The sequence below is a fragment of the Ruegeria sp. SATB027 genome (assembly GCF_059613825.1).
The window spans coordinates 14,602-33,981 of record NZ_JBXWTH010000073.1 but is presented as its reverse complement, the minus strand read 5'-3'; the positions used below and the strand labels follow the sequence as shown (position 1 = coordinate 33,981).

At 57.3% G+C, this 19,380-nt stretch carries 19 protein-coding genes; 15 read left to right on the top strand and 4 right to left on the bottom strand.

Annotated elements, in window-relative coordinates; all coding sequences use genetic code 11:
• Nucleotides 1–135 precede the first annotated feature (135 nt).
• The 3 genes from hpaD (at nucleotide 136) to AC2FPW_RS17995 (ending at nucleotide 2,644) form a co-directional block, all read left to right on the top strand.
• Nucleotides 136–978 carry a 3,4-dihydroxyphenylacetate 2,3-dioxygenase gene (gene hpaD, locus AC2FPW_RS18005; RefSeq protein WP_480484866.1) on the top strand — a complete coding sequence of 281 codons (843 nt, stop codon included), beginning with the start codon at nucleotides 136–138 and terminating at the stop codon, nucleotides 976–978.
• 122 nt (nucleotides 979–1,100) lie between these two features.
• Nucleotides 1,101–2,498, top strand: coding sequence for a pyridoxal phosphate-dependent decarboxylase family protein (locus AC2FPW_RS18000; protein ID WP_496814824.1), 1,398 nt, complete (start codon nucleotides 1,101–1,103; stop codon nucleotides 2,496–2,498).
• A complete protein-coding gene (locus AC2FPW_RS17995; RefSeq protein ID WP_496754806.1) occupies nucleotides 2,495–2,644 on the top strand; it encodes a hypothetical protein in 150 nt (49 codons plus the stop codon). The genes AC2FPW_RS18000 and AC2FPW_RS17995 overlap by 4 nt, the downstream gene beginning before the upstream one ends.
• 309 nt (nucleotides 2,645–2,953) lie before the next feature.
• Here the strand turns inward: AC2FPW_RS17995 and AC2FPW_RS17990 are convergent, their stop codons facing one another.
• From AC2FPW_RS17990 to paaG, 4 genes are read right to left on the bottom strand one after another with little or no spacing between them, the layout of a single operon-like run.
• Complete coding sequence (locus AC2FPW_RS17990; protein ID WP_496814823.1) at nucleotides 2,954–3,550, bottom strand: TetR/AcrR family transcriptional regulator; 597 nt, start codon at nucleotides 3,548–3,550, stop codon at nucleotides 2,954–2,956.
• A gap of 3 nt (nucleotides 3,551–3,553) precedes the next feature.
• Nucleotides 3,554–4,864 (bottom strand): phenylacetate--CoA ligase PaaK, encoded by a 1,311-nt coding sequence (gene paaK, locus AC2FPW_RS17985; RefSeq protein ID WP_267365260.1) that lies wholly within the window; start codon nucleotides 4,862–4,864, stop codon nucleotides 3,554–3,556.
• 24 nt (nucleotides 4,865–4,888) lie between these two features.
• Entirely contained in the window at nucleotides 4,889–5,314 is a 426-nt protein-coding gene (gene paaI, locus AC2FPW_RS17980) for a hydroxyphenylacetyl-CoA thioesterase PaaI (protein ID WP_496814822.1), read from the bottom strand.
• 2 nt (nucleotides 5,315–5,316) lie between these two features.
• Nucleotides 5,317–6,102, bottom strand: a complete 786-nt coding sequence (gene paaG, locus AC2FPW_RS17975; RefSeq protein ID WP_496814821.1) for a 2-(1,2-epoxy-1,2-dihydrophenyl)acetyl-CoA isomerase PaaG — start codon at nucleotides 6,100–6,102, stop codon at nucleotides 5,317–5,319.
• A gap of 103 nt (nucleotides 6,103–6,205) precedes the next feature.
• Here paaG and AC2FPW_RS17970 point away from each other — a divergent pair, with 103 nt between their 5' ends.
• The 12 genes from AC2FPW_RS17970 to paaD all read left to right on the top strand — a co-directional run bounded on the left by AC2FPW_RS17970 (nucleotide 6,206) and on the right by paaD (nucleotide 19,376).
• Nucleotides 6,206–8,239 (top strand): FAD-dependent oxidoreductase, encoded by a 2,034-nt coding sequence (locus tag AC2FPW_RS17970; RefSeq protein WP_496814820.1) that lies wholly within the window; start codon nucleotides 6,206–6,208, stop codon nucleotides 8,237–8,239.
• Nucleotides 8,240–8,309: 70 nt separating this feature from the next.
• On the top strand, nucleotides 8,310–9,329 hold the full coding sequence (locus tag AC2FPW_RS17965; protein ID WP_496814819.1) for a TRAP transporter substrate-binding protein: 1,020 nt from the start codon (nucleotides 8,310–8,312) through the stop codon (nucleotides 9,327–9,329).
• 57 nt (nucleotides 9,330–9,386) lie between these two features.
• A complete protein-coding gene (locus tag AC2FPW_RS17960) occupies nucleotides 9,387–9,893 on the top strand; it encodes a TRAP transporter small permease (RefSeq protein WP_209507551.1) in 507 nt (168 codons plus the stop codon).
• Entirely contained in the window at nucleotides 9,890–11,242 is a 1,353-nt protein-coding gene (locus AC2FPW_RS17955) for a TRAP transporter large permease (RefSeq protein ID WP_496814818.1), read from the top strand. The genes AC2FPW_RS17960 and AC2FPW_RS17955 overlap by 4 nt, the downstream gene beginning before the upstream one ends.
• A complete protein-coding gene (locus AC2FPW_RS17950; protein WP_496814817.1) occupies nucleotides 11,242–12,429 on the top strand; it encodes a cytochrome P450 in 1,188 nt (395 codons plus the stop codon). The genes AC2FPW_RS17955 and AC2FPW_RS17950 overlap by 1 nt, the downstream gene beginning before the upstream one ends.
• Before the next feature lie 119 nt (nucleotides 12,430–12,548).
• Nucleotides 12,549–14,579 (top strand): phenylacetic acid degradation bifunctional protein PaaZ, encoded by a 2,031-nt coding sequence (paaZ, locus tag AC2FPW_RS17945; RefSeq protein WP_496804355.1) that lies wholly within the window; start codon nucleotides 12,549–12,551, stop codon nucleotides 14,577–14,579.
• Between the two features lie 62 nt (nucleotides 14,580–14,641).
• Entirely contained in the window at nucleotides 14,642–15,457 is an 816-nt protein-coding gene (locus AC2FPW_RS17940; protein WP_496814816.1) for a PaaX family transcriptional regulator C-terminal domain-containing protein, read from the top strand.
• Nucleotides 15,458–15,646: 189 nt separating this feature from the next.
• Complete coding sequence (pcaF, locus tag AC2FPW_RS17935) at nucleotides 15,647–16,849, top strand: 3-oxoadipyl-CoA thiolase (RefSeq protein WP_496814815.1); 1,203 nt, start codon at nucleotides 15,647–15,649, stop codon at nucleotides 16,847–16,849.
• 15 nt (nucleotides 16,850–16,864) lie between these two features.
• Nucleotides 16,865–17,842 (top strand): 1,2-phenylacetyl-CoA epoxidase subunit PaaA, encoded by a 978-nt coding sequence (gene paaA / locus AC2FPW_RS17930; protein WP_496814814.1) that lies wholly within the window; start codon nucleotides 16,865–16,867, stop codon nucleotides 17,840–17,842.
• A 23-nt stretch (nucleotides 17,843–17,865) separates the two neighbouring features.
• The gene (gene paaB, locus AC2FPW_RS17925; protein WP_496814813.1) at nucleotides 17,866–18,150 is read left to right on the top strand and encodes a 1,2-phenylacetyl-CoA epoxidase subunit PaaB; all 285 of its coding nucleotides are present in this window, start codon (nucleotides 17,866–17,868) and stop codon (nucleotides 18,148–18,150) included.
• Nucleotides 18,150–18,908: a 1,2-phenylacetyl-CoA epoxidase subunit PaaC gene (paaC, locus tag AC2FPW_RS17920; protein WP_496814812.1), complete on the top strand. Its 759-nt coding sequence runs from the start codon at nucleotides 18,150–18,152 to the stop codon at nucleotides 18,906–18,908. Before paaB ends, paaC begins: the two co-directional genes overlap by 1 nt.
• 6 nt (nucleotides 18,909–18,914) lie before the next feature.
• Nucleotides 18,915–19,376 (top strand): 1,2-phenylacetyl-CoA epoxidase subunit PaaD, encoded by a 462-nt coding sequence (gene paaD / locus AC2FPW_RS17915; protein ID WP_267366243.1) that lies wholly within the window; start codon nucleotides 18,915–18,917, stop codon nucleotides 19,374–19,376.
• Nucleotides 19,377–19,380 lie beyond the last annotated feature (4 nt).

Sequence of the window (19,380 nt, the reverse complement as noted above, 5' to 3'; positions counted from 1 at the left end):
TGGAGCTTCGAGTTCTACATGGAACAAAAACACGTCGGCTTCGCAACCGGAAATCACAACATCATGCAGCTCGGGAAGTGAACTCGGGCAAGGGCTCTGGTACACAGACATCGGTAAACACGAGGAGGAACTGCCATGGGAAAGATAGTACAAGCCGCGAAGATCACGCATGTGCCAAGTATCTGGATGTCCCACACGATGCCAAAATACAAAGGCATCCGGCAGTCTGCCATTGATGGTTATGCGCGCCTGCGCCAGGACGCGATAGATCGCGAGGTCGAGACGTTTCTTGTGTTCGACACCCATTGGATCACCAATCAGGGATTTCACCTGAATACCAAAGAGCACCACAAAGGCCGCTTCATCAGTCATGAACTGCCGCACATGCTGGCAGACATGGAGTTTGATTATCGCGGAGATAACGCGTTGGGGGAAACCATCCTTGATGTTCTGCGAGAGCGTGGCGAGCGAGCGCTTGGCCATTCGCACCCTGATATGGGAATGGAATATGGCACCCTTCTGCCTATGCATTTCATCAACGAAGGGGTGAATGCGCGCGTTTTGCCCGTTGCAGTCAACCAGTTCTCGTCGATCCAGGAAAACCGCGTCTGGGGTGAGGCCATTGCCGAAGGTATCCGGCGTTCCGACCGGAACGTTTCCATACTGGCCTCTGGCTCACTCAGCCATGATTTCACGCCGAATGAGCGCTCGGTCGACGGATTGAATGCGGTAAACGGCGAGTTCAACCGCCAGATGGATATGCACGTGCTGGAGATGTGGGAACAGGGACGGTTCGAAGAGTTCCTTGAAATGCTGCCAGACTATGCGAAGAAATGCGCAGGCGAATGCGCCATGAATGACACTGCTTTGCTGTTCGGAGCTCTGGGCTGGGGCAGCTACAAGGGTGAGATCGACATCTACACCCCCTACTTCGGCAGCTCTGGCACAGGTCAGGCGAATGTCAGCTTTTCGGTCTGAAGGCAGAACTCGGGACCTTTTCATTTGAAGAAAGCACACCAGTTCGGCTTTAATCCGCGAGCCGAACGGGTAAGGTCGGGGACTGGACAAATTGGTGTTCAGTTACAAGAGAAGGCTTGCGCATGGATTGGGACGCGTTTTCGCATTGGGGTCAGCACATTTCGAAATGGGCGGCCGATTACCATAAGACACTTGCTGAACGTCCTGTTCGGGCCCAGACCACACCAGGAGAAATCGCGGCCCAGCTAAAGGCATCGCCCCCCGAGAGTGGCGAGCCAATGGATGCCATCATGGCCGATTTCGAACGAATCGTGATGCCGGGTATCACACATTGGCAACATCCCCGGTTCTTTGCCTATTTCCCGGCCAACGCAGCGCCCCCGTCGATGCTGGCTGAAATGCTGGTGACCACAATCGCGGCGCAATGCATGCTATGGCAGACCTCACCAGCTGCGACCGAGGTCGAAGGTGTCATGGTCGATTGGCTGCGGCAGGCGCTTGGATTGCCGGAAGGAACGACCGGAGTTATTCAGGACAGCGCATCGTCCGCCACGTTGTCGGCTGTGCTGACCATGCGGGAACGGGCCACAGGGTTTACCGGCAATCGCGAAGGCCTGAACGCCAAGGGCGCACTGCGCATCTACTGCTCGGATCAGGTGCACTCGTCGATTGATCGGGCCTGCTGGGTTGCAGGGATCGGTCAGGACAATCTGGTGAAGCTGCCGACACGTGGTCCGACCTTTACGATTGATGCAGAGGCTCTTGATGCCGCAATTCAGGGTGACATCGCGGCCGGGTATGTGCCTGCTGGTATCATTGCAATTACAGGCGGCACCGGGGTTGGGGCCTGCGATGATCTGGTGGCGGTGGCTGACATCGCGCAAAAATACGACCTCTACACACATCTCGACGCGGCCTGGGCGGGGTCGGCGATGATCTGCCCCGAATTTCGTGAGACCCTTTGGCCCGGGGCGGATCGTTACGACAGCATTGTCTTCAACCCACATAAATGGATGGGGGCGCAGTTCGATTGCGCGATCCAGTTTCTGCGGGACGCCACGCCACAGCTCAACACGCTTAAGATCGAACCGGAATACCTCAAGACCACAGGGGCAGAGGTAACGAATTATTCGGAATGGACAATCCCTCTGGGTCGACGGTTCCGGGCATTGAAGATCTGGTTCTTGTTGCGGTCGTACGGTCTCGACGGGTTGCGGAGCCGAATTCGCAACCATGTGCTCTGGGCCAATGAACTTGCAGAAAAGATCGGCGCGATGGAGGGGTTTGAGATCACCACCGGCCCGATCCTGAGCCTGTTTTCCTTTCGCTGTCCAGGGGATGACGCCGCTCAGCAGCGACTGGTGGACGCGCTGAATGACGATGGCCGAATTTACCTGACGCAAGGAATGTTTAATAGCCGCAAGATCATCCGTTTTCAGGTCGGGCAATTCGATACAACCCGCGATGACGTGCTGATGGCGGCGGATGTCATCCGCGATGTCTGGGAGAGCCTGTTATGAAATTCGCAACGTTCAGTGCTGCAAGGGATACAGTCTTTCGCGCGGTTACCAAGGATGGGGCGATCACTCTGAATGATGATTTCCCCGAGTTTTCCAGCCTGTATGAGGTTATCGCTGCGGGTGAGTTTGGTCAAACTGGAGACTAAGAAAACCAAACCCGCACAGTCTCGTTATGATTGAGGGACCACCGGGGGAATATCAAATGTCCAACCGGTTGGAGCCGCAGAGTATTTTCTGGAATTGAACAGATCAAACATGACGGACGAAGAGGTAACGGCGGCGCAACGCAACTTCTTAGACGATTTGAAGATGCGCAAAAAGTAAGAAAGAAGGCCACGCGCTCGCTTCAGCCACGGTCCTTATTGGCGCGCCTCAGGATAGCCGACCAATCTGATCTGCGATTTCAGAGCAACACACGAGACCACACCCGTGCGTGTTTCCCCAAGCGGGCATGCCTAAAGCTTTTGCACACCATGCATGGTCAGGGTGCTCACCAGATCGGCATAATCTTCGCGGGCTTTGGGGCCTGCGCCGGTGTTCCACATGTAATACCAGTTCAACATTCCAAAGACTGACATCGTCGCGCCGCGAAGCTTGTCCTTGGCGCCGTCAAAAGAACCGGGGGACAATTCCAGAAGTATGTCGCGGACAAAGTTCACCAGATCAAGCTGATAGCCCCGCAGCCTTTTTTGCTGTTCTTCGGTCAGCGCGCTCATGCCGCTGATCTGAACCCGGTGCTCGTCATCTGCACCCTGATAGGCAAAAAGGATCTCGCGCACTGCTTTGCGCAGTTTCTGTTCGGGGTTAAGGCCGTCCAGATCAACATTGCAAATCCGGTCCCGCAACTCACGCAGGTACGTTTCTAGGATGTCATACAGGATGGCATCCTTGCTGTCGTAGTAGTGGTATATGTTTGCTTTCGAGATGCCGCATTCTTTGGCCAAAAGGGTCATCGAAGCACGGTCAAACCCCTGGTCGGCAAATACTTTTGCCGCCATCTTCAGGATCTGTTCCCGCTTTTGGTCGTGGTCTTTGGCAATTGTCCGGGCCACGGCTCAGTCCTTATCGCGATTGTCTACAACGCGCTTCGCCTTGCCCTGAGAGCGTTCGACGTCGCCGGGGTCACCTACTACAATTTCGGTTGAAACGCCAACGACGTCCTTGATGCGTTTGGTCAGCATCCGTGCAGCGGCCGTTTTTGACAGCTCGTCGGTGGAATCGGGGGAGGATTCAACAAAGACCCGCATGGCATCCATGCGACCGGATTTGTAGAGCTCGATCTGGTAATAGGGGGCAAGACCGCCCGTTGCCATGACCTGTTCCTCGATCTGGCTGGGGAAGACGTTGACGCCGCGCAGGATCATCATGTCGTCACTGCGACCTGTAATTTTTGCCATCCGGCGCATGGACCGCGCCGTCCCCGGCAGCAGGCATGTCAGATCGCGTGTGCGATAGCGGATCATCGGCAACCCTTCTTTGGTTAGTGTCGTGAACACCAATTCTCCGGTTTCGCCATCGGGCAGGACTTCCCCGGTTGCCGGGTCGATGATTTCCGGCAGGAAGTGATCCTCCCAGATTACAGGCCCGTCTTTGGTTTCAACGCATTCATTGGCGACACCGGGGCCCATGATCTCGGACAGGCCATAGATATCGACGGCGTGCATGTCGAAGGCCGCCTCGACCTCGGCCCGCATCGCGTCAGTCCAGGGTTCGGCACCAAAAACGCCAACCTTCAGCGAGCTCTCACGTGGGTCGAGACCCGCCTTGTGGAACTGTTCAAGGATATTGAGCATGTAGGAGGGTGTAACCATGATCCCGTCAGGACGGAAATCGTTGATCAGGTTGACCTGTTTTTCGGTCTGCCCGCCCGACATCGGGACGACAGTCGCGCCAAGGCGTTCGATCCCGTAATGAGCACCTAGCCCACCGGTGAACAGCCCATAGCCGTAGGCGTTGTGCACCATGTCGCCCTTGCGCAGCCCAGACGCGCGAAGAGACCGCGCGCCAAGGTCAGCCCAGTTGTCTATGTCATTCTTTGTGTAGCCGACCACTGTCGGTTTGCCTGTTGTGCCGGAGGACGCGTGCAGGCGAATTATCTCGCTGCGCGGAACCGCAAAAAGACCAAACGGATAGTTGTCGCGCAGGTCGTTTTTATATGTGAACGGAAACTTTGACAGATCCGAAAGCTGTTGAAGATCGTCAGGATGCACGCCAGCCTCGTCAAAGCGCTGTTTGTACATCGGAACGTTTTCATAAGCATGACGCACGGACCACTTCAGGCGCTCAAGCTGTGTGGCGCGAATTTCGTCGATCGAGGCGATTTCGATCGGGTCCAGATCCGCTTTGTTGGGGGAAAGGTCTTTCATCGCGTAACTCCTCCAGTCACGAAACTATTCTTGAAAATTCTGGCCGCCAATAGCGCGGGACATGCCGCGAAACTCAGCGATCAGAGTGTTGTCTTGATTGATGACGCGGACGTCGTAGATGCCGCTGCGACCGGACAGGTTCACTTCTGTCGCGGTGGCAGTCAGGCGGTTACCTTTCCGTCCCGGTGCAAGATAGCTGACCATTGTATGCTGCCCTACAGTTGCAACATTCCGGCTGTTGCAGGCAAAGGCAAAAGCGCTGTCAGCAAGGGCGTGCGTGACGCCGCCATGGCAAATACCGTGTCCGTTACAGTGATGCGGCGCAACAGTCAGCGACAGGACAGCGCGCCCTTCATCGACCTCGACAAGCTCCATCCCGAACCATTTACTGGCTTCGTCACTGGCCCACATCGCCGCCGCGGATTTTTGGGCGCGTTCTTTTGGTGTCATCATCATCTTCCCTGAAAATGCGGTGCGCGTTTTTCGAGGAAACTGGACACGCCTTCGGCGTAATCAGCACTTTCCCCGCAGGTTTTCATCGCGTCCGCTTCAATTTCAAGCTGATCGGACAAGGATGTAGTGGCTGCTGTTTGAATGCACTGCTTGGTCAGACCCAAGCCAAGGGTGGGGCCGTTGGCGAGTTGCGTGGCAAGAGCGCGTGCTTCGGTCATCAGCTGATCATCGGGCAGCGCCTTCCAGATCAACCCCCAGTCTTCGGCCTGTTTGGCGGTTAGGGGCGTTGCTGTCAGGGCCAGCCCCTTTGCGCGCGCCTCGCCCAACAATCGGGGCAAGTGCCAGCTGCCGCCTGTGTCCGGAATCAACCCGACCTTGGAAAAACTCTGGATGAACTTCGCGCTTTCCCCGGCCAGAACCATGTCGCAGGCCAGTGCAAGGTTCGCACCCGCGCCCGCGGCCACGCCGTTGACGGCACAAACGACCGGGAAATTCAAAGACCGGATCAGTCGAACCAAAGGGGCATAGAAAGTGCGTACAGTTTTGCCCAGGTCGGGCGGGCCATCCATTTTCGAGGGATCGCGGTCTCCGAGGTCCTGACCCGCACAAAAACCGCGCCCTGCGCCGGTCAGCAAAATCGCGCGGGCACCATTTTCGCGCGCGCTCTTCAGCGCGTCGTGAAGGGCAAGATGCATCTCCTCATTGAACGAGTTCAGCTTGTCGGGGCGGTTCAGGGTTATTTCAACCCAGTTTCCGTGATCATGTACAAGGATCGTATCGCTCATGGCAGTCTCATCTGTTCCCGTGACAACTTAATCATTGCATTAACCGAACGGTTGGTCAATATATAAACCCGAACCGAATCTGGACTGATCAAAGGGATTGCAAATGCCGCAACCGTCGCTGGTGAGTGTTGACTTTAAGGGCGACGTGGCCTGGGTCACGGTCGACAACCCGCCGGTGAACGCAACCTCGACGGGGGTTCGGAAGGGTCTGGCTGACGCGGTCGATGCAGTTCAGAAAGCTCGGGTTGCCGTCCTGTGCTGCGCCGGTCGGACATTCATCGCAGGCGGTGATATGTCCGAGTTTGACGCGGCTCCGGCTGAGCCGCATTTGCCTGATGTTGTTCAGAAGATCGAAGACAGTAATGTGCCGTTTATCGCCTGTATGCACGGCAACGTGTTGGGTGGCGGGTTTGAAATTGCCATGGCCTGCGCGTGGCGGATCGCAGCGCCGGGCACCAGCTTTGGGCTGCCGGAAGTCAATGTGGGTCTGATTCCGGGGGCGGGGGGCACGCAACGATTGCCGCGCCTTGTTGGAATGGAAGCGGCGATCGACATCGCCTGTTCGGGAAAAATCCTGAAAGCCGAGAAAATGGCCAATCTCGGGGGAATTGACCTGATTGCCGATAACCCAACGGCGGCTGTTCTGGACTTTGTCGCCAACCTGCCAAAGCGTCCGGTACCTGTCAGTCAACGGCCCGTCGGCGAATTCGCGTCTGACCTTCTGGAGACGAGCCGTCAGGCTATGAAAAGAACCGCCAGGGGTCAGCAATCACCGCTGGAAAACCTGACTGCGCTCAGCTGGTCGTCAGAACCCTTTGCTGACGCACAGCCGAAAGAGCGTGCGCGCCATCTGGCACTGCGTCAAAGCCCAGAAAGCCGCGCCCTGCGATACGCCTTTTTTGCCGAGCGCAAGGTTGCCAGACCTACCATGATCGCAGGTGTTACCCCGCGCGATATCAGCCGGATCGCAGTTGTCGGTGGCGGGTTGATGGGGGCAGGGATCGCCACCGCTGCCCTGAATGGCGGGTTGTCGGTCACTCTGATCGAGAGGGATATGGAAGCAGCGGCCGCGGCCCATGATCGGGTTGAGGGGCTGCTAAAGGGGGCAGTCAAGCGGGGCAAGATGTCCGAAGCACAGCTGCAGGAACGCCTTTCTGCATTTCGCGCCGTTGACAGCTACTCCGAAGCTGCCGACGTTCAGTTGGCTATCGAGGCTGTGTTTGAAGACTTGTCAGTCAAGCAACAGGTTTTTGCAGAATTGGCGCGCCATATGCAGCGTGACGCGATTCTGGCTACGAACACGTCTTACCTGAGCCCGGTCGAGATTTTCGCGGGTATCGAAAATCAATCCCGGTGCATTGGCCTGCACTTCTTCAGCCCTGCCCATGTCATGAAGCTGTTGGAAGTCGTGCATACGCCGCAAACTTCGCCCGAAGTTGTCGCCACAGGGTTTGCGCTTGGAAGAAGGCTTCGCAAGGTTTCTGTCCTGTCGGGTATCTGCGATGGATTTATCGGCAACCGGATGTTGGCTGCGTATCGGCGCGAGGCCGATTATTTACTGGCAGATGGGGCGTTGCCTTATCAGGTGGATCAGGCAATGCGAGCTTTCGGGATGCCCATGGGCCCCTACGAGCTGCAAGATTTGACCGGCCTCCAAATTGCCTGGGCCAACCGAAAACGCAATGCCGCAACCCGCGACCCGAACGAACGTTATGTGACGATTGCTGACCAGCTTTGCGAGATGGGTCGTCTTGGCCAACGCACGGGCAAAGGATGGTATCGCTATGAAGAGGGTCATCGCGAACCGATCCGCGATCCCGAAGTGGAGGCGTTGATCGAGTCCCACTCAGCGGATCAGGGCATAACGCGGCGGGCATACGCGCAAGACGAAATCGTGTCGCGCATCTTGGCGGTGCTGGCCAACGAGGGCGCGTTGATCATTCAGCAGGGGATCGCCGAGTCCGCGGAAGCCGTCGATATGGTTCAAATTCACGGCTACGGCTTTCCGCGCTGGCGCGGCGGGCCGATGAACTATTGCAAGGAAATCGGAGCCAACACGTCGCACGCAATGATGGAAACCGTAGCCAAGGAAAGCCCCGGTTCATGGCGCGTCGCGGGCTGTCTTGGAGACAATTAACAAGTTGATGGTTACAAAAGTGACCATTAACGCATTCTTGACTCATGTTTCACAGGGAGGAGACAGAACTATGAAATTCACAAAGTTGAGCACACTTCTTGCCTCAGCTGCACTGGCCGTTTCAGGTACAGTGGCGCTTGCGGCAGACTATACGCTGACCATTTCCAGCTGGGCCCCGCCTACCCATGGCATCAATGCCAAGATGTGGCCGAAATTCGTCGAGATGATCGAAGAGGCCACCGATGGTCAGGTCACCGCCGAACTGAAGCTGGGCCTTGCCCCGCCCCCCGCGCAGATGGACCTGATCATGGATGGCGCCGCTGATGCCTCGATCATTTTCCACGGCTATCAGCCGGGCCGGTTTGTCACCACCAAGATGATCGAACTGCCCGGATATGAAGGCTCGGCCGAGGCTGCGTCGGTCGCATATTGGCGCGCATATGACACACATTTGAAGGCGGCGGATGAACACCGTGGTGTGAAAGTGATCGCTTTGCACACACATGGTCCGGCTCAGCTGCATTCCAGCAGCCCGGTGACGTCGCTGGACGAAGTCTCGGGCCTCAAGGTTCGCATCCCCGGCGGTGTTGGCGGTGACGTGGGCACGGCGTTGGGTGCAACCGGTATCCAGGTTCCTGCACCGAAAGTGTATGAAACCCTGGCCTCCAAGGCCGCAGACGGCGTCGTCATGCCCTTTGAATCCCGCAAAGGTTTCAAGCTGACGGAAGTGGCCCAGAACGTTTATGAGGTCCCTGGCGGCCTGTATCGCGGTTCGTTTGCCTTTATCATGAACGAGGACACCTTTGCTGACCTGCCCGCCGATCTGCAGGCAGCGCTGGAAGAAAACGTTTTCGGTGAACCACTGAGCCGCGAAATCGGTAAAATCTGGGATGAGATCGATGCGATCGGCCGCGAAGAGACCGAAGGCACCGAAGGCAACGCGATTCATGCAGCATCTGCTGAAGATCTGGAAAAGTTCAATGCGATTGCTGCGGATGTACGCGCCAAGGTAATCGACGAAGTCAATGGCACAGGCATCGACGCCCAGGCAGCCTATGACATGATCGTAAATGAAATGGCTGCGCAATAACGCAGTCGAGCTGGCGGACGCGATCCGCCAGCCGATTTCACCCGCTGGGGACCCGTTATGCAATCTCTCGTGACCTTTGCGCGTCGCGTCAGTATCGTGCCTACGCTGCTGGCCTGTGCCGCGCTGTTCATCCTGATGGTAATGACCTTCTTTGATGTCATCCTACGTTCTGTTTTCAATGCCCCGATCGAGGCGGCCACGGAACTGACCCGGATCCTGATGGCCGTCCTCGTGTTCTCGGTCTTGCCGATGATCTCGGCAGGGAAGGGTCAAATCGCTGTGGATTTGACGGATGGGCTGTTTTCACGCCTGCGGTTAAGTCGGGTACGTGATGCGATTGTGTATCTGTTCTCTGGCATAATGCTTTTTTGGCCAATTCAGCGTGTTTGGGTATTGGCTGAACGTGCGCGGGATTACGGGGACGTCACGGAATATCTTTCGATCCCAGTCTTCTATGTTGGTTGGTTCATCTCGGGGTTCATAGCGATCACCGCTGTTGCAATGATCATCACCGGCTTCTTGCACTTCTTTGCCCCCCATACCTTGTCGGAGCACCCCCAATGACCGCTGCGCTGATCGGTTTTGTTCTTGTTCTTGTTCTTGTGCTGGTGCGCTTGCCTATCGTGTTTGCAATGGGATTGGTCGGAACGCTTGGCTTTGCCTATGAACGCGGCGGCAGCATTCTGTCCGAGCGCGGGTTAAAGGCCGCGATGTCGATGGTGGGTCGTCAGATCACAGACACCGCGCAGGATTACGGCCTGTCGGTCGTCCCGCTGTTTATCCTCATGGGCTTGTTCGTGAATAAAGGTGGGCTTGCGCGCGAGCTTTACGCAGTTTCAAACGCTTTTCTGGGCCATTTCCGGGGCGGTATCGCCATGGCGACGGTTGCGGCATGCGGAGGCTTTTCAGCCATTTGCGGCTCGTCTCTGGCAACGGCGGCCACCATGTCCAAGGTCGCAATGCCGGAAATGCGCCGCTATGGCTATTCCGACGAGCTGTCGACGGCATCGATTGCAGCGGGCGGCACACTTGGTATCCTTATTCCGCCGTCGGTGATCCTGGTTATTTACGGGCTGCTGACCGAAACCTCGATTGGGAAACTTTTCGTTGCGGGTATCATTCCCGGTCTGCTTGGCATTCTGTTCTACCTGCTCGCCGTCAGATGGACCGTCGCGCGCAAACCCGAGTCGGGACCGGCGGGTGAACGTCACGGCTGGTCCGAGCGTTTGTCGGCGGTGCGCTCGGTCTGGGCCGTATTGCTGCTGTTCTTTCTGGTTATTGGCGGATTGTACGGAGCTTTCGATTTTCATCCGCTGAACCTGACCTTCAGCCCGACCGAGGCGGCAGGCATGGGCGCAATGGGCGCTTTCCTGATCGCTCTGTCACGAGGCGGGCTTACTTTGGGGTCGACGTTTGAGGTGCTGAAGGAAACCACCTATACCGCAGCGGCATTGTTCTCGGTTCTGATCGGGGCACAGATCTTTTCGAATTTCATCAACCTTGCCGGTCTGCCCGAAGCGCTCATCGCATTGGTTACCGCATATGAGGTGGAACCTTTCGTCGTGATCCTGATGATCCTTGGGATCTACATCATTTTGGGTTGTGTTTTTGAATCCCTGTCGATGCTGCTGCTGACGGTGCCGATCTTTTTCCCGTTGGTCACATCGTTGGGGTATGATCCGATCTGGTTCGGCATTGTTGTGGTTGTCGTGACCGAGATCAGCCTGATCACTCCACCCGTCGGTTTGAACGTTTTCATTCTGAAAGGCGTGGTCGGAGATGTGTCAACAGGAACAATCTTCAAGGGTGTTACTCCGTTCTGGGTGGCGGATATCTTCCGGCTGGCCCTGATCGTTCTGGTGCCATGGTTGGTGTTGGTTCTGCCTGAACAAATGGGGGCGATGGGGCACTGATGTTCTCTCTGACCGCACTTCCAGACGGGTTTCACACAGATCCCTATCCTGCCTACGCCGCTATGCGCGAAGATTCACCCGTCTGTTGGCAACGTGATGGATCGGTTATCCTGTCCCGATACGAGGATCTGGACCTTGTTTACCGGGACACCTCGCGATTCATATCGGACAAGAAAGCGGTATTTGGCCCCAAATACGGGGTCGACAGCCCCTTGTATGAACACCACACCACCAGTTTGGTGTTTAATGACCCGCCGCTGCATACCCGTGTTCGCAAGGTAATGGTCGGCGCGATGAACCCGCGCGCGTTGGCGCAAATGGAACCGGGTCTGATCCAGCTTGTCGATGGGCTGCTGGAAGAGATGCAGGTCAAGGGCAACGTCGAACTGATCGAGGATTTTGCCGGGGCAATCCCGATCGAGATCATCGGCAATCTGCTGGGTATACCACGATCCGAACGCGGCCCATTGCGCGATTGGTCTCTGGCCATTCTTGGTGCGTTGGAGCCGCAGTTGACGCCAGAGCAGGAAGAGTGGGGTAATCGCTCGGTCTCGGACTTCAAGGACTTCCTGCGGCATATCATCGAGGATCGTCGCGCCAACCCCGGAGATACGGCAACGGATGTCCTGACCCGGCTGATCCAGGACGACACGGATGGTGGCCTGACCGAGGTCGAGCTGTATCAGAACTGCATTTTCATCCTGAATGCTGGGCATGAGACCACAACGAACCTGATCGGCAACGCATTGGAGTTGTTGGACCGGCACCGCGACAAGCGGGCGGAGTTGCTGGCCGACCCGGATCTGATCGGTTCGGCCGTGGACGAGTTTCTGCGGCTGGAAAGCCCGAACCAGTTCGGCAATCGCCTGACCACCGTTGATGTAACGTTCCACGGTCAGACCATTCCGGCAGGTACTGATGTTCATCTGTGTATCGGTGCGGCCAACCGTGACCCACGGCAGTTTTACCGGCCCGACGAGATGATCTTGGACAGACGCCCCAACAAGCATCACGCCTTTGCCGGAGGGCCTCATACCTGCGTTGGTCTGACCCTCGCGCGTCTGGAGGGCCGGGTGGCCGTGGGCCGGTTTCTGGCCCGTTTTCCAGACTATCGCATCACCGACGGCGCCGAACGGGGCGGGCGTATCCGGTTTCGGGGGTTTGCACGATTACCCGCGCGGGTCTGAGAAATCCGGCGAGGGAAATTTACTCGGTAATTGATTGACCGACCGTACGGTTTAAAATATGATTTCACGAGACCGGCTTGTGGCAGCGCGGGGATCGCGACAAAGATGAGGAGACGCTCATGACTATCCAACAGATTTCCAGCTTTGCAGCCGGTGAGTGGGTTGCGCCCGGCGAGGGTGCCCGCGCGATAGCTAGCGCTGTGACCGGCGAGGTTATCGCCACAGCGGGTAACAATGCTTTAGATGTCCAGGGGATGTTGGACTATGCGCGCAATGTCGGGGGGCCGGCACTGCGCAAAATGACGTTCCATGAACGGGCCAAAATGCTCAAGGCGCTGTCCGTCCATTTGGGTCAGCACAAGCAGGCGATGTATGATTTGTCTTTCAACACCGGCGCCACGCAATCGGATCATATGATTGATATCGACGGCGGCATCGGAACGATGTTTGTCTTTGCCGCAAAAGGCCGTCGTGAAATGCCGGACGGACATGTCTATCTGGATGGCGATGTCGAGCAGCTTTCGCGCAACGGCACTTTCCTGGGGCAGCACATCTGCACCCCGCTGCAAGGTGTGGCAATTCACATCAACGCGTTCAATTTTCCGGTTTGGGGGATGCTGGAAAAGCTTGCCCCAACCCTTCTGGCGGGCGTTCCGGCGATTGTAAAACCCGCCACAAGCTCGTGTTATGTGACCGAGCTGTGTGTTCGGTTGATGCTTGAGTCCGGCATCTTGCCAGCGGGTGCATTGCAGTTGGTCTCGGGTGGTTTGGGTGACATGCTGGACCGTCTGACCATGCAGGACGTGGTCAGCTTTACCGGATCCGCCGATACAGCCCTGAAACTGCGCTCCAACCCGGTGATCCTTGAGAATTCGGTACGGTTTGTCGCGGAACAGGACAGCCTGAACTGTTCGATCCTTGGCCCCGATGCCGCGCCGGGCACGCCGGAATTTGACCTCTTCGTGAAGGAAGTCCAGCGCGAGATAACCACGAAGGCAGGGCAGAAATGCACCGCAATCCGTCGGATCATCGCGCCCGAACCGCAGGTTCAGGCGGTAATTGACGCGTTGTCGGCGCGACTGGCGAAAACGGTCATCGGTGACCCAAAGCTGGAAACCACCCGCATGGGTGCGTTGGTTTCGAACGGTCAGAAGCGTGATGTTCTGGAAAAGGCCGCTATCCTTGGGCAAGAGGCCGAGCGTGTCTTCGGCAACCCCGATGATTTCGCGGTTGAGGGCGCTGATGGCGAAAAGGGGGCGTTCCTGCCGCCCATGCTCTTCCACTGCGCCAATCCTGACGCGGCGCAGCGCGTGCACGACACCGAAGCCTTTGGTCCGGTCAGCACAGTGATGGGATATCGCGATCTTGACCATGCCATCGAGCTGGCGAACCGTGGGCAGGGCTCTTTGGTGGCGTCGGTGATCACCCATGATCCCGAGGTTGCGCGACAGGTTGCCATGGGATCAGGGGCGTATCACGGGCGTCTGTATTTCAACAACCGTGACTCGATGAAGGAATCCACCGGTCATGGTTCTCCTCTGCCGCACATGGTTCATGGCGGTCCGGGACGCGCCGGTGGCGGCGAAGAAATGGGCGGGGTGCGGGGTGTGAAACACTATATGCAGCGCACCGCCATTCAGGGTTCGCCCGATCTGCTGACAGCGATTGGCCGGAAATGGGTGCCTGGCGCGACCGAAGTCGAAGGTCCTGCTCATCCCTTTACCCGTCGGTTTCACGATTTGTCGATTGGCGAGACCCTTCACACGGCGCCAAGAACCATCACCATGGAGGACATTGAACACTTCGCCAACTTCACCGGTGATACCTTCTATGCGCATATGGATCAGGCGGCGGCGGAACGTAACCCGTTCTTCCCCGGCCGCGTTGCACATGGATATTTGCTGTTGTCTTTTGCAGCCGGATTGTTCGTCGAACCGAACGAGGGGCCGGTTTTGGCAAATACCGGTCTTGACGGGCTGCGTTTCATGAAACCGGTCGAGGCTGGTGACACCATCAAGGTGCGTTTGACGGTCAAGCACAAGACCAAGCGCAATGATGACTACGGCGAGGTTCGCTGGCACGTTACCCTGACACAGCAGGATGATGAGCTGGTCGCAGAATACGAGTTGCTGACCATGGTTGCCTACTAGGCACAAGTGCAGGTGCGCAGGGGCTGGATGGCATTTCTCTCCGGCCCGATTATACTGTGCTTATGAAAGATACGGCTCCAGAATGGTTCGAAACCTGCGTCAGCCAGTTGACCACAACTGGCACGCAACGTGTGTGGTCAGTTCTGGTCACGATTTTCGGTGATCTGGCCCAAAGCGGGTCTGACCAGGTTAGCGGCGCGCTGATCACAGCGCTGACCAACCTTGCGGGGATCAAGGCCGAAGCCACGCGTGTTGCGCTGCACAGGCTGCGCAAGGAAGGCTGGATCGAAAGCACGCGGGTCGGGCGAAACAGCGTGCACAGACTGACCGAATATGGCCGCAGTCAAAGCGCCGCCGCTGCCCCGCGCATCTATTCCCGCGAGACGAATACGCCAGAAACCTGGCATGTGCTTGTCGCCAGCAGTTCAGAAAGTTCGCGAAAAGAGCTGGCAGATCTGATGCTTACTGGAGACTATATTTCAGTTAACCACACAACAGCCATGTCGGCAGGACCCGTCCCGGAGAACCTTGAAGAACTGCTGGGTGTCGAAAGCAGCGCTATTTCGATCCCCGGCTGGCTGCGCGACCTTTGTGGCCCTGAAGTGCTGAAGTCTGCCTATGATCAGTTCTTGCACTCCATTCAAATCACCGAGCAAATGCTGCCTGTCGATGGCGTCGGCGATCCGCTTAAAATAGCGGTGCTGCGCGTATTGATTGTGCATGGGTGGCGTCGTTTGGTCCTGCGCCACCCATCCTTGCCTCCGGCCTTTTTGCCCGCCGATTGGAAAGGAGCGGAGTGTCGCGCGGCGGTGTCTCGACTGCTGGGACAATTGTCCAAACCGGATCTTGCAACGCTGGAATCTGCTGTGGGTGGTTGACTCGTTTTTTGCCGAGCTCGGGATGGCGCTCTTGGGGGTTGGAAGACGGATGTGAAAGAAGTGCCATTTAATGTTACAGAAAGCTGAAAGAAGCGATTACATGGTAACATAATGCTTGCGCCGAATCGATTGAGCATTTATTAACCGACCAGACGGTTAATGACTTGTGTTCCAATAGGAGACCAATTGATGGACGCCTTCATCTGCGACGCAACCCGCACCCCGATTGGGCGGTATGGTGGTGCGCTTTCATCGGTTCGCACGGATGATCTGGCGGCTATCCCGCTGGCGGCCCTGATGGCGCGCAACCCGCAAGTCGACTGGACCAGTGTGGATGACGTCATTTATGGCGATGCCAACCAGGCAGGAGAGAGCAATCGCAACGTTGCCCGGATGGCGGCACTGCTTGCCGGATTGCCGACGGACGTGCCGGGAACAACGATAAACCGCTTGTGCGCCAGTGGTATGGATGCCGTCGGAATGGCAGCGCGTGGTATCAAGGCAGGCGATTATGATCTTGCTGTTGCGGGTGGCGTGGAAAGCATGTCGCGCGCACCGTTTGTAATGCCCAAAGCGACGTCGGCGTTTACGCGTAGCAATGCGGTTTACGACACCACGATTGGCTGGCGCTTTGTGAACCCAAGGCTAAAGCAGCAGTATGGCGTCGATTCCATGCCGCAAACGGCTGACAATGTCGCTGAAGATTACGGGATCAGCCGTGAAGACCAGGACGCCTTTGCCGCGCGCAGTCAGGCACGATGGGCTGCGGCGCACGCGGCAGGCGTGTTCCAAGAGGAAATCACACCGGTTTCAATTCCGCAGCGCAAGGGCGATCCGATTGTTGTCGATACGGATGAACATCCTCGCCCGGGAACCACAGCGGAAAAACTCTCGGGCCTCAAGGGTGTAAACGGGCCGGAGAAAACAGTGACCGCTGGGAATGCCTCGGGCGTGAATGACGGTGCCGCCGCGATCCTGATGGCGAATGAAGTGGCAGCGGCAAAGAATGGTTTGACCCCGATTGCCCGTGTGGTTGGTATGTCTGTCGCGGGCGTCGAGCCTCGGGTCATGGGTATTGGTCCGGTTCCTGCCAGCCGAAAGGTTTTGGCGCGCGCGGGGCTGAGCATCGACCAGATGGATGTGATCGAATTGAACGAGGCGTTTGCGTCGCAAGGTCTGGCAACGCTGCGAGAGCTTGGCCTGCCCGATGACGCAGCTCATGTGAACCCGAATGGCGGTGCAATCGCCCTTGGTCATCCATTGGGGATGAGCGGCGCCCGACTTGTGTTGACCGCAGCGTACCAACTGAAACGCACCAAAGTGCGCTATGCGCTTTGCACAATGTGCGTCGGCGTCGGGCAAGGCGCTGCACTTATTCTTGAACGCGTGTAACGGAGGAGACGGGACATGTATGCCCAGATGGTAGAATCCGAGGCGTCAAACGATGATCCTGAAAAGCTTGCTGAGTTTCAGGCACGGATCGACGCGGATATCAAGATCGAACCCAAGGACTGGATGCCTCTGGGGTATCGCAAGACGCTGATCCGCCAGATCGGACAGCACGCGCATTCCGAGATCGTCGGGCAATTGCCCGAAGGGAACTGGATCACACGTGCGCCGACGCTGCAACGCAAGGCAATCCTTCTGGCCAAGGTGCAGGATGAAGCCGGCCATGGGCTCTACCTGTATTGTGCGGCCGAAACACTGGGTGTCAGCCGCGATGAGATCACCGAGATGCTGCTGGACGGTCGTATGAAATACTCGTCGATCTTCAATTACCCGACGCTGAACTGGGCGGATATCGGCGCGGTCGGATGGTTGGTCGATGGCGCCGCCATCATGAATCAAGTGCCGCTGCAAAGAACGTCTTACGGGCCGTACTCACGCGCCATGATCCGCATCTGCAAGGAAGAAAGCTTCCATCAGCGCCAAGGCTATGACGCGATCCGCAAAATGGCCGAAGGCACGCCCGAGCAGCGCAAGATGGCGCAGGACGCGATGAATCGCTTCTGGTACCCGTCGTTGATGATGTTTGGACCGTCCGACAAGGATTCCGTCCATTCAGCGCAGTCGATGGCTTGGAAGATCAAGATCAACACCAATGATGAGCTGCGCCAGAAATTCGTCGACCAGACCGTCCCGCAGGCCGAATATCTGGGACTGTCAATCCCCGACCCGAACCTGAAGTGGAACGAAGAGCGCGGGCACTACGATTTCTCAGAGCCGGATTGGTCGGAATTCTTCGATGTGATCAAGGGCAACGGCCCCTGCAACGTCGACCGACTGGCGGCGCGCAACAAGGCCTGGGATGACGGCAAATGGGTACGCGACGGGCTGTTGGCCCATGCGCGCAAGAAACAGGCCGGCAATCTGGCCGCCGAATAAGCTTACCCTGAGGAGGAAACCCGATGAATACCGAATGGCCCCTGTGGGAAATCTTCATCCGCGGTCAACATGGGATGAGCCACCGACATGTCGGCTCGCTGCATGCCCCGGACGCGGAAATGGCGATCAAGAATGCACGCGATGTTTACACCCGCCGCAACGAAGGCGTGTCGATTTGGGTGGTAGAAGCCAACAAAATCTCGGCCTCGTCGCCCAGCGACAAAGGCCCGTTGTATGAACCCAGCGAAAGCAAAGTGTACCGCCACCCGACCTTTTTCGACATCCCCGAAGAAGTGGGGGCGATGTGATGACCCGCGACGAAGCGTTTCAGCAGTTCCTGCTGCGGATGGGCGATAATACCCTGATCCTGGGCCATCGCGTCAGCGAATGGTGCGGCCACGCGCCAGTGTTGGAGGAGGATATTGCACTGGCCAACACGGCGCTGGACCTGATTGGACAGACCCAGATGTGGCTAGGCCTTGCCGGAGAGACAGGTGGTGGCAAAACCGCCGATGATCTGGCATTTCTGCGCGACGCGTGGGATTTCCGCAATGTGTTGCTGGTCGAGGTTCCGAACGGTGATTTCGGCCGCACCCTGATGCGCCAGTTCCTGTTCGATGCCTGGCATTCGATCATGCTCGGCCGTCTTCTGACATCTTCTGACGATCGTGTCGCCGCGATTGCTGCCAAAGCCAGCAAGGAAGTCGCCTATCATCTGGAGCGTTCGGCAGAAACGGTCGTAGGTCTGGGTGATGGAACCGAAGAAAGCCACACCCGGATGCAGGCAGCGCTGGATTACCTCTGGCCCTATGTAGGCGAGATGTTTGTCAGCGATGACATCGACGCTCAGATGGCTGCGGCCGGGATCGCGCCAAACCCGGCCGATCTGCGCGAAGAATATGATGCGCTGGTCAAACGGGTTCTGGCCAAGGCGACATTGACCCTTCCGGAAAGCCGATTTGCCCACAAAGGCGGGCGGGACGGGCGCATGCATACAGAACACCTGGGGCACCTTTTGACCCAGATGCAGTGGTTGCAGCGCGCATACCCCGGTGCAAGCTGGTAACATGTGATGCAACGCCACTCGACCGACCAGATCTGGGATTGGCTGGATGCCGTACCGGATCCCGAGATTCCGGTAATCTCGGTTGTCGATCTCGGGATCGTGCGCGATGTGCGTTGGGATGCCGAAACGCTGCTCGTGACGGTCACACCAACCTATTCGGGCTGTCCGGCAACATCCGTCATCAGCATGGATATCGAAACCGCTTTGCACGATCACGGTATCGAAGATGTGCGGATCGAAACCTGCATCTCACCCGCCTGGACCACCGATTGGCTGAGCGAAAAAGGCCGCGCCAAGCTGGAAGAGTTTGGCATCGCCCCGCCACAACCGGCGGGCGGGCCAGAGCGCTGCCCGCATTGCGGCAGTAAAGCAGTTGAAAAGGTCAGCCAGTTCGGTTCGACCCCGTGCAAGGCCCATTGGCGCTGCACCGACTGTCTGGAACCCTTTGACTATTTCAAGTGCATCTGAGGAG

What these genes read in the sequence shown, in the direction of transcription:
- AC2FPW_RS17940 (WP_496814816.1), top strand. Translation starts at nt 14,642, where the DNA reads ATGAAAGATACGGCTCCAGAATGGTTCGAAACCTGCGTCAGCCAGTTG.
- pcaF (WP_496814815.1), top strand. Translation starts at nt 15,647, where the DNA reads ATGGACGCCTTCATCTGCGACGCAACCCGCACCCCGATTGGGCGGTAT.
- AC2FPW_RS17970 (WP_496814820.1), top strand. Translation starts at nt 6,206, where the DNA reads ATGCCGCAACCGTCGCTGGTGAGTGTTGACTTTAAGGGCGACGTGGCC.
- paaK (WP_267365260.1), bottom strand. Translation starts at nt 4,864, where the DNA reads ATGAAAGACCTTTCCCCCAACAAAGCGGATCTGGACCCGATCGAAATC.
- AC2FPW_RS17965 (WP_496814819.1), top strand. Translation starts at nt 8,310, where the DNA reads ATGAAATTCACAAAGTTGAGCACACTTCTTGCCTCAGCTGCACTGGCC.
- hpaD (WP_480484866.1), top strand. Translation starts at nt 136, where the DNA reads ATGGGAAAGATAGTACAAGCCGCGAAGATCACGCATGTGCCAAGTATC.
- paaC (WP_496814812.1), top strand. Translation starts at nt 18,150, where the DNA reads ATGACCCGCGACGAAGCGTTTCAGCAGTTCCTGCTGCGGATGGGCGAT.
- AC2FPW_RS17995 (WP_496754806.1), top strand. Translation starts at nt 2,495, where the DNA reads ATGAAATTCGCAACGTTCAGTGCTGCAAGGGATACAGTCTTTCGCGCG.
- paaZ (WP_496804355.1), top strand. Translation starts at nt 12,549, where the DNA reads ATGACTATCCAACAGATTTCCAGCTTTGCAGCCGGTGAGTGGGTTGCG.
- AC2FPW_RS17950 (WP_496814817.1), top strand. Translation starts at nt 11,242, where the DNA reads ATGTTCTCTCTGACCGCACTTCCAGACGGGTTTCACACAGATCCCTAT.
- AC2FPW_RS17960 (WP_209507551.1), top strand. Translation starts at nt 9,387, where the DNA reads ATGCAATCTCTCGTGACCTTTGCGCGTCGCGTCAGTATCGTGCCTACG.
- paaI (WP_496814822.1), bottom strand. Translation starts at nt 5,314, where the DNA reads ATGACACCAAAAGAACGCGCCCAAAAATCCGCGGCGGCGATGTGGGCC.
- paaA (WP_496814814.1), top strand. Translation starts at nt 16,865, where the DNA reads ATGTATGCCCAGATGGTAGAATCCGAGGCGTCAAACGATGATCCTGAA.
- paaG (WP_496814821.1), bottom strand. Translation starts at nt 6,102, where the DNA reads ATGAGCGATACGATCCTTGTACATGATCACGGAAACTGGGTTGAAATA.
- AC2FPW_RS18000 (WP_496814824.1), top strand. Translation starts at nt 1,101, where the DNA reads ATGGATTGGGACGCGTTTTCGCATTGGGGTCAGCACATTTCGAAATGG.
- paaB (WP_496814813.1), top strand. Translation starts at nt 17,866, where the DNA reads ATGAATACCGAATGGCCCCTGTGGGAAATCTTCATCCGCGGTCAACAT.
- AC2FPW_RS17955 (WP_496814818.1), top strand. Translation starts at nt 9,890, where the DNA reads ATGACCGCTGCGCTGATCGGTTTTGTTCTTGTTCTTGTTCTTGTGCTG.
- paaD (WP_267366243.1), top strand. Translation starts at nt 18,915, where the DNA reads ATGCAACGCCACTCGACCGACCAGATCTGGGATTGGCTGGATGCCGTA.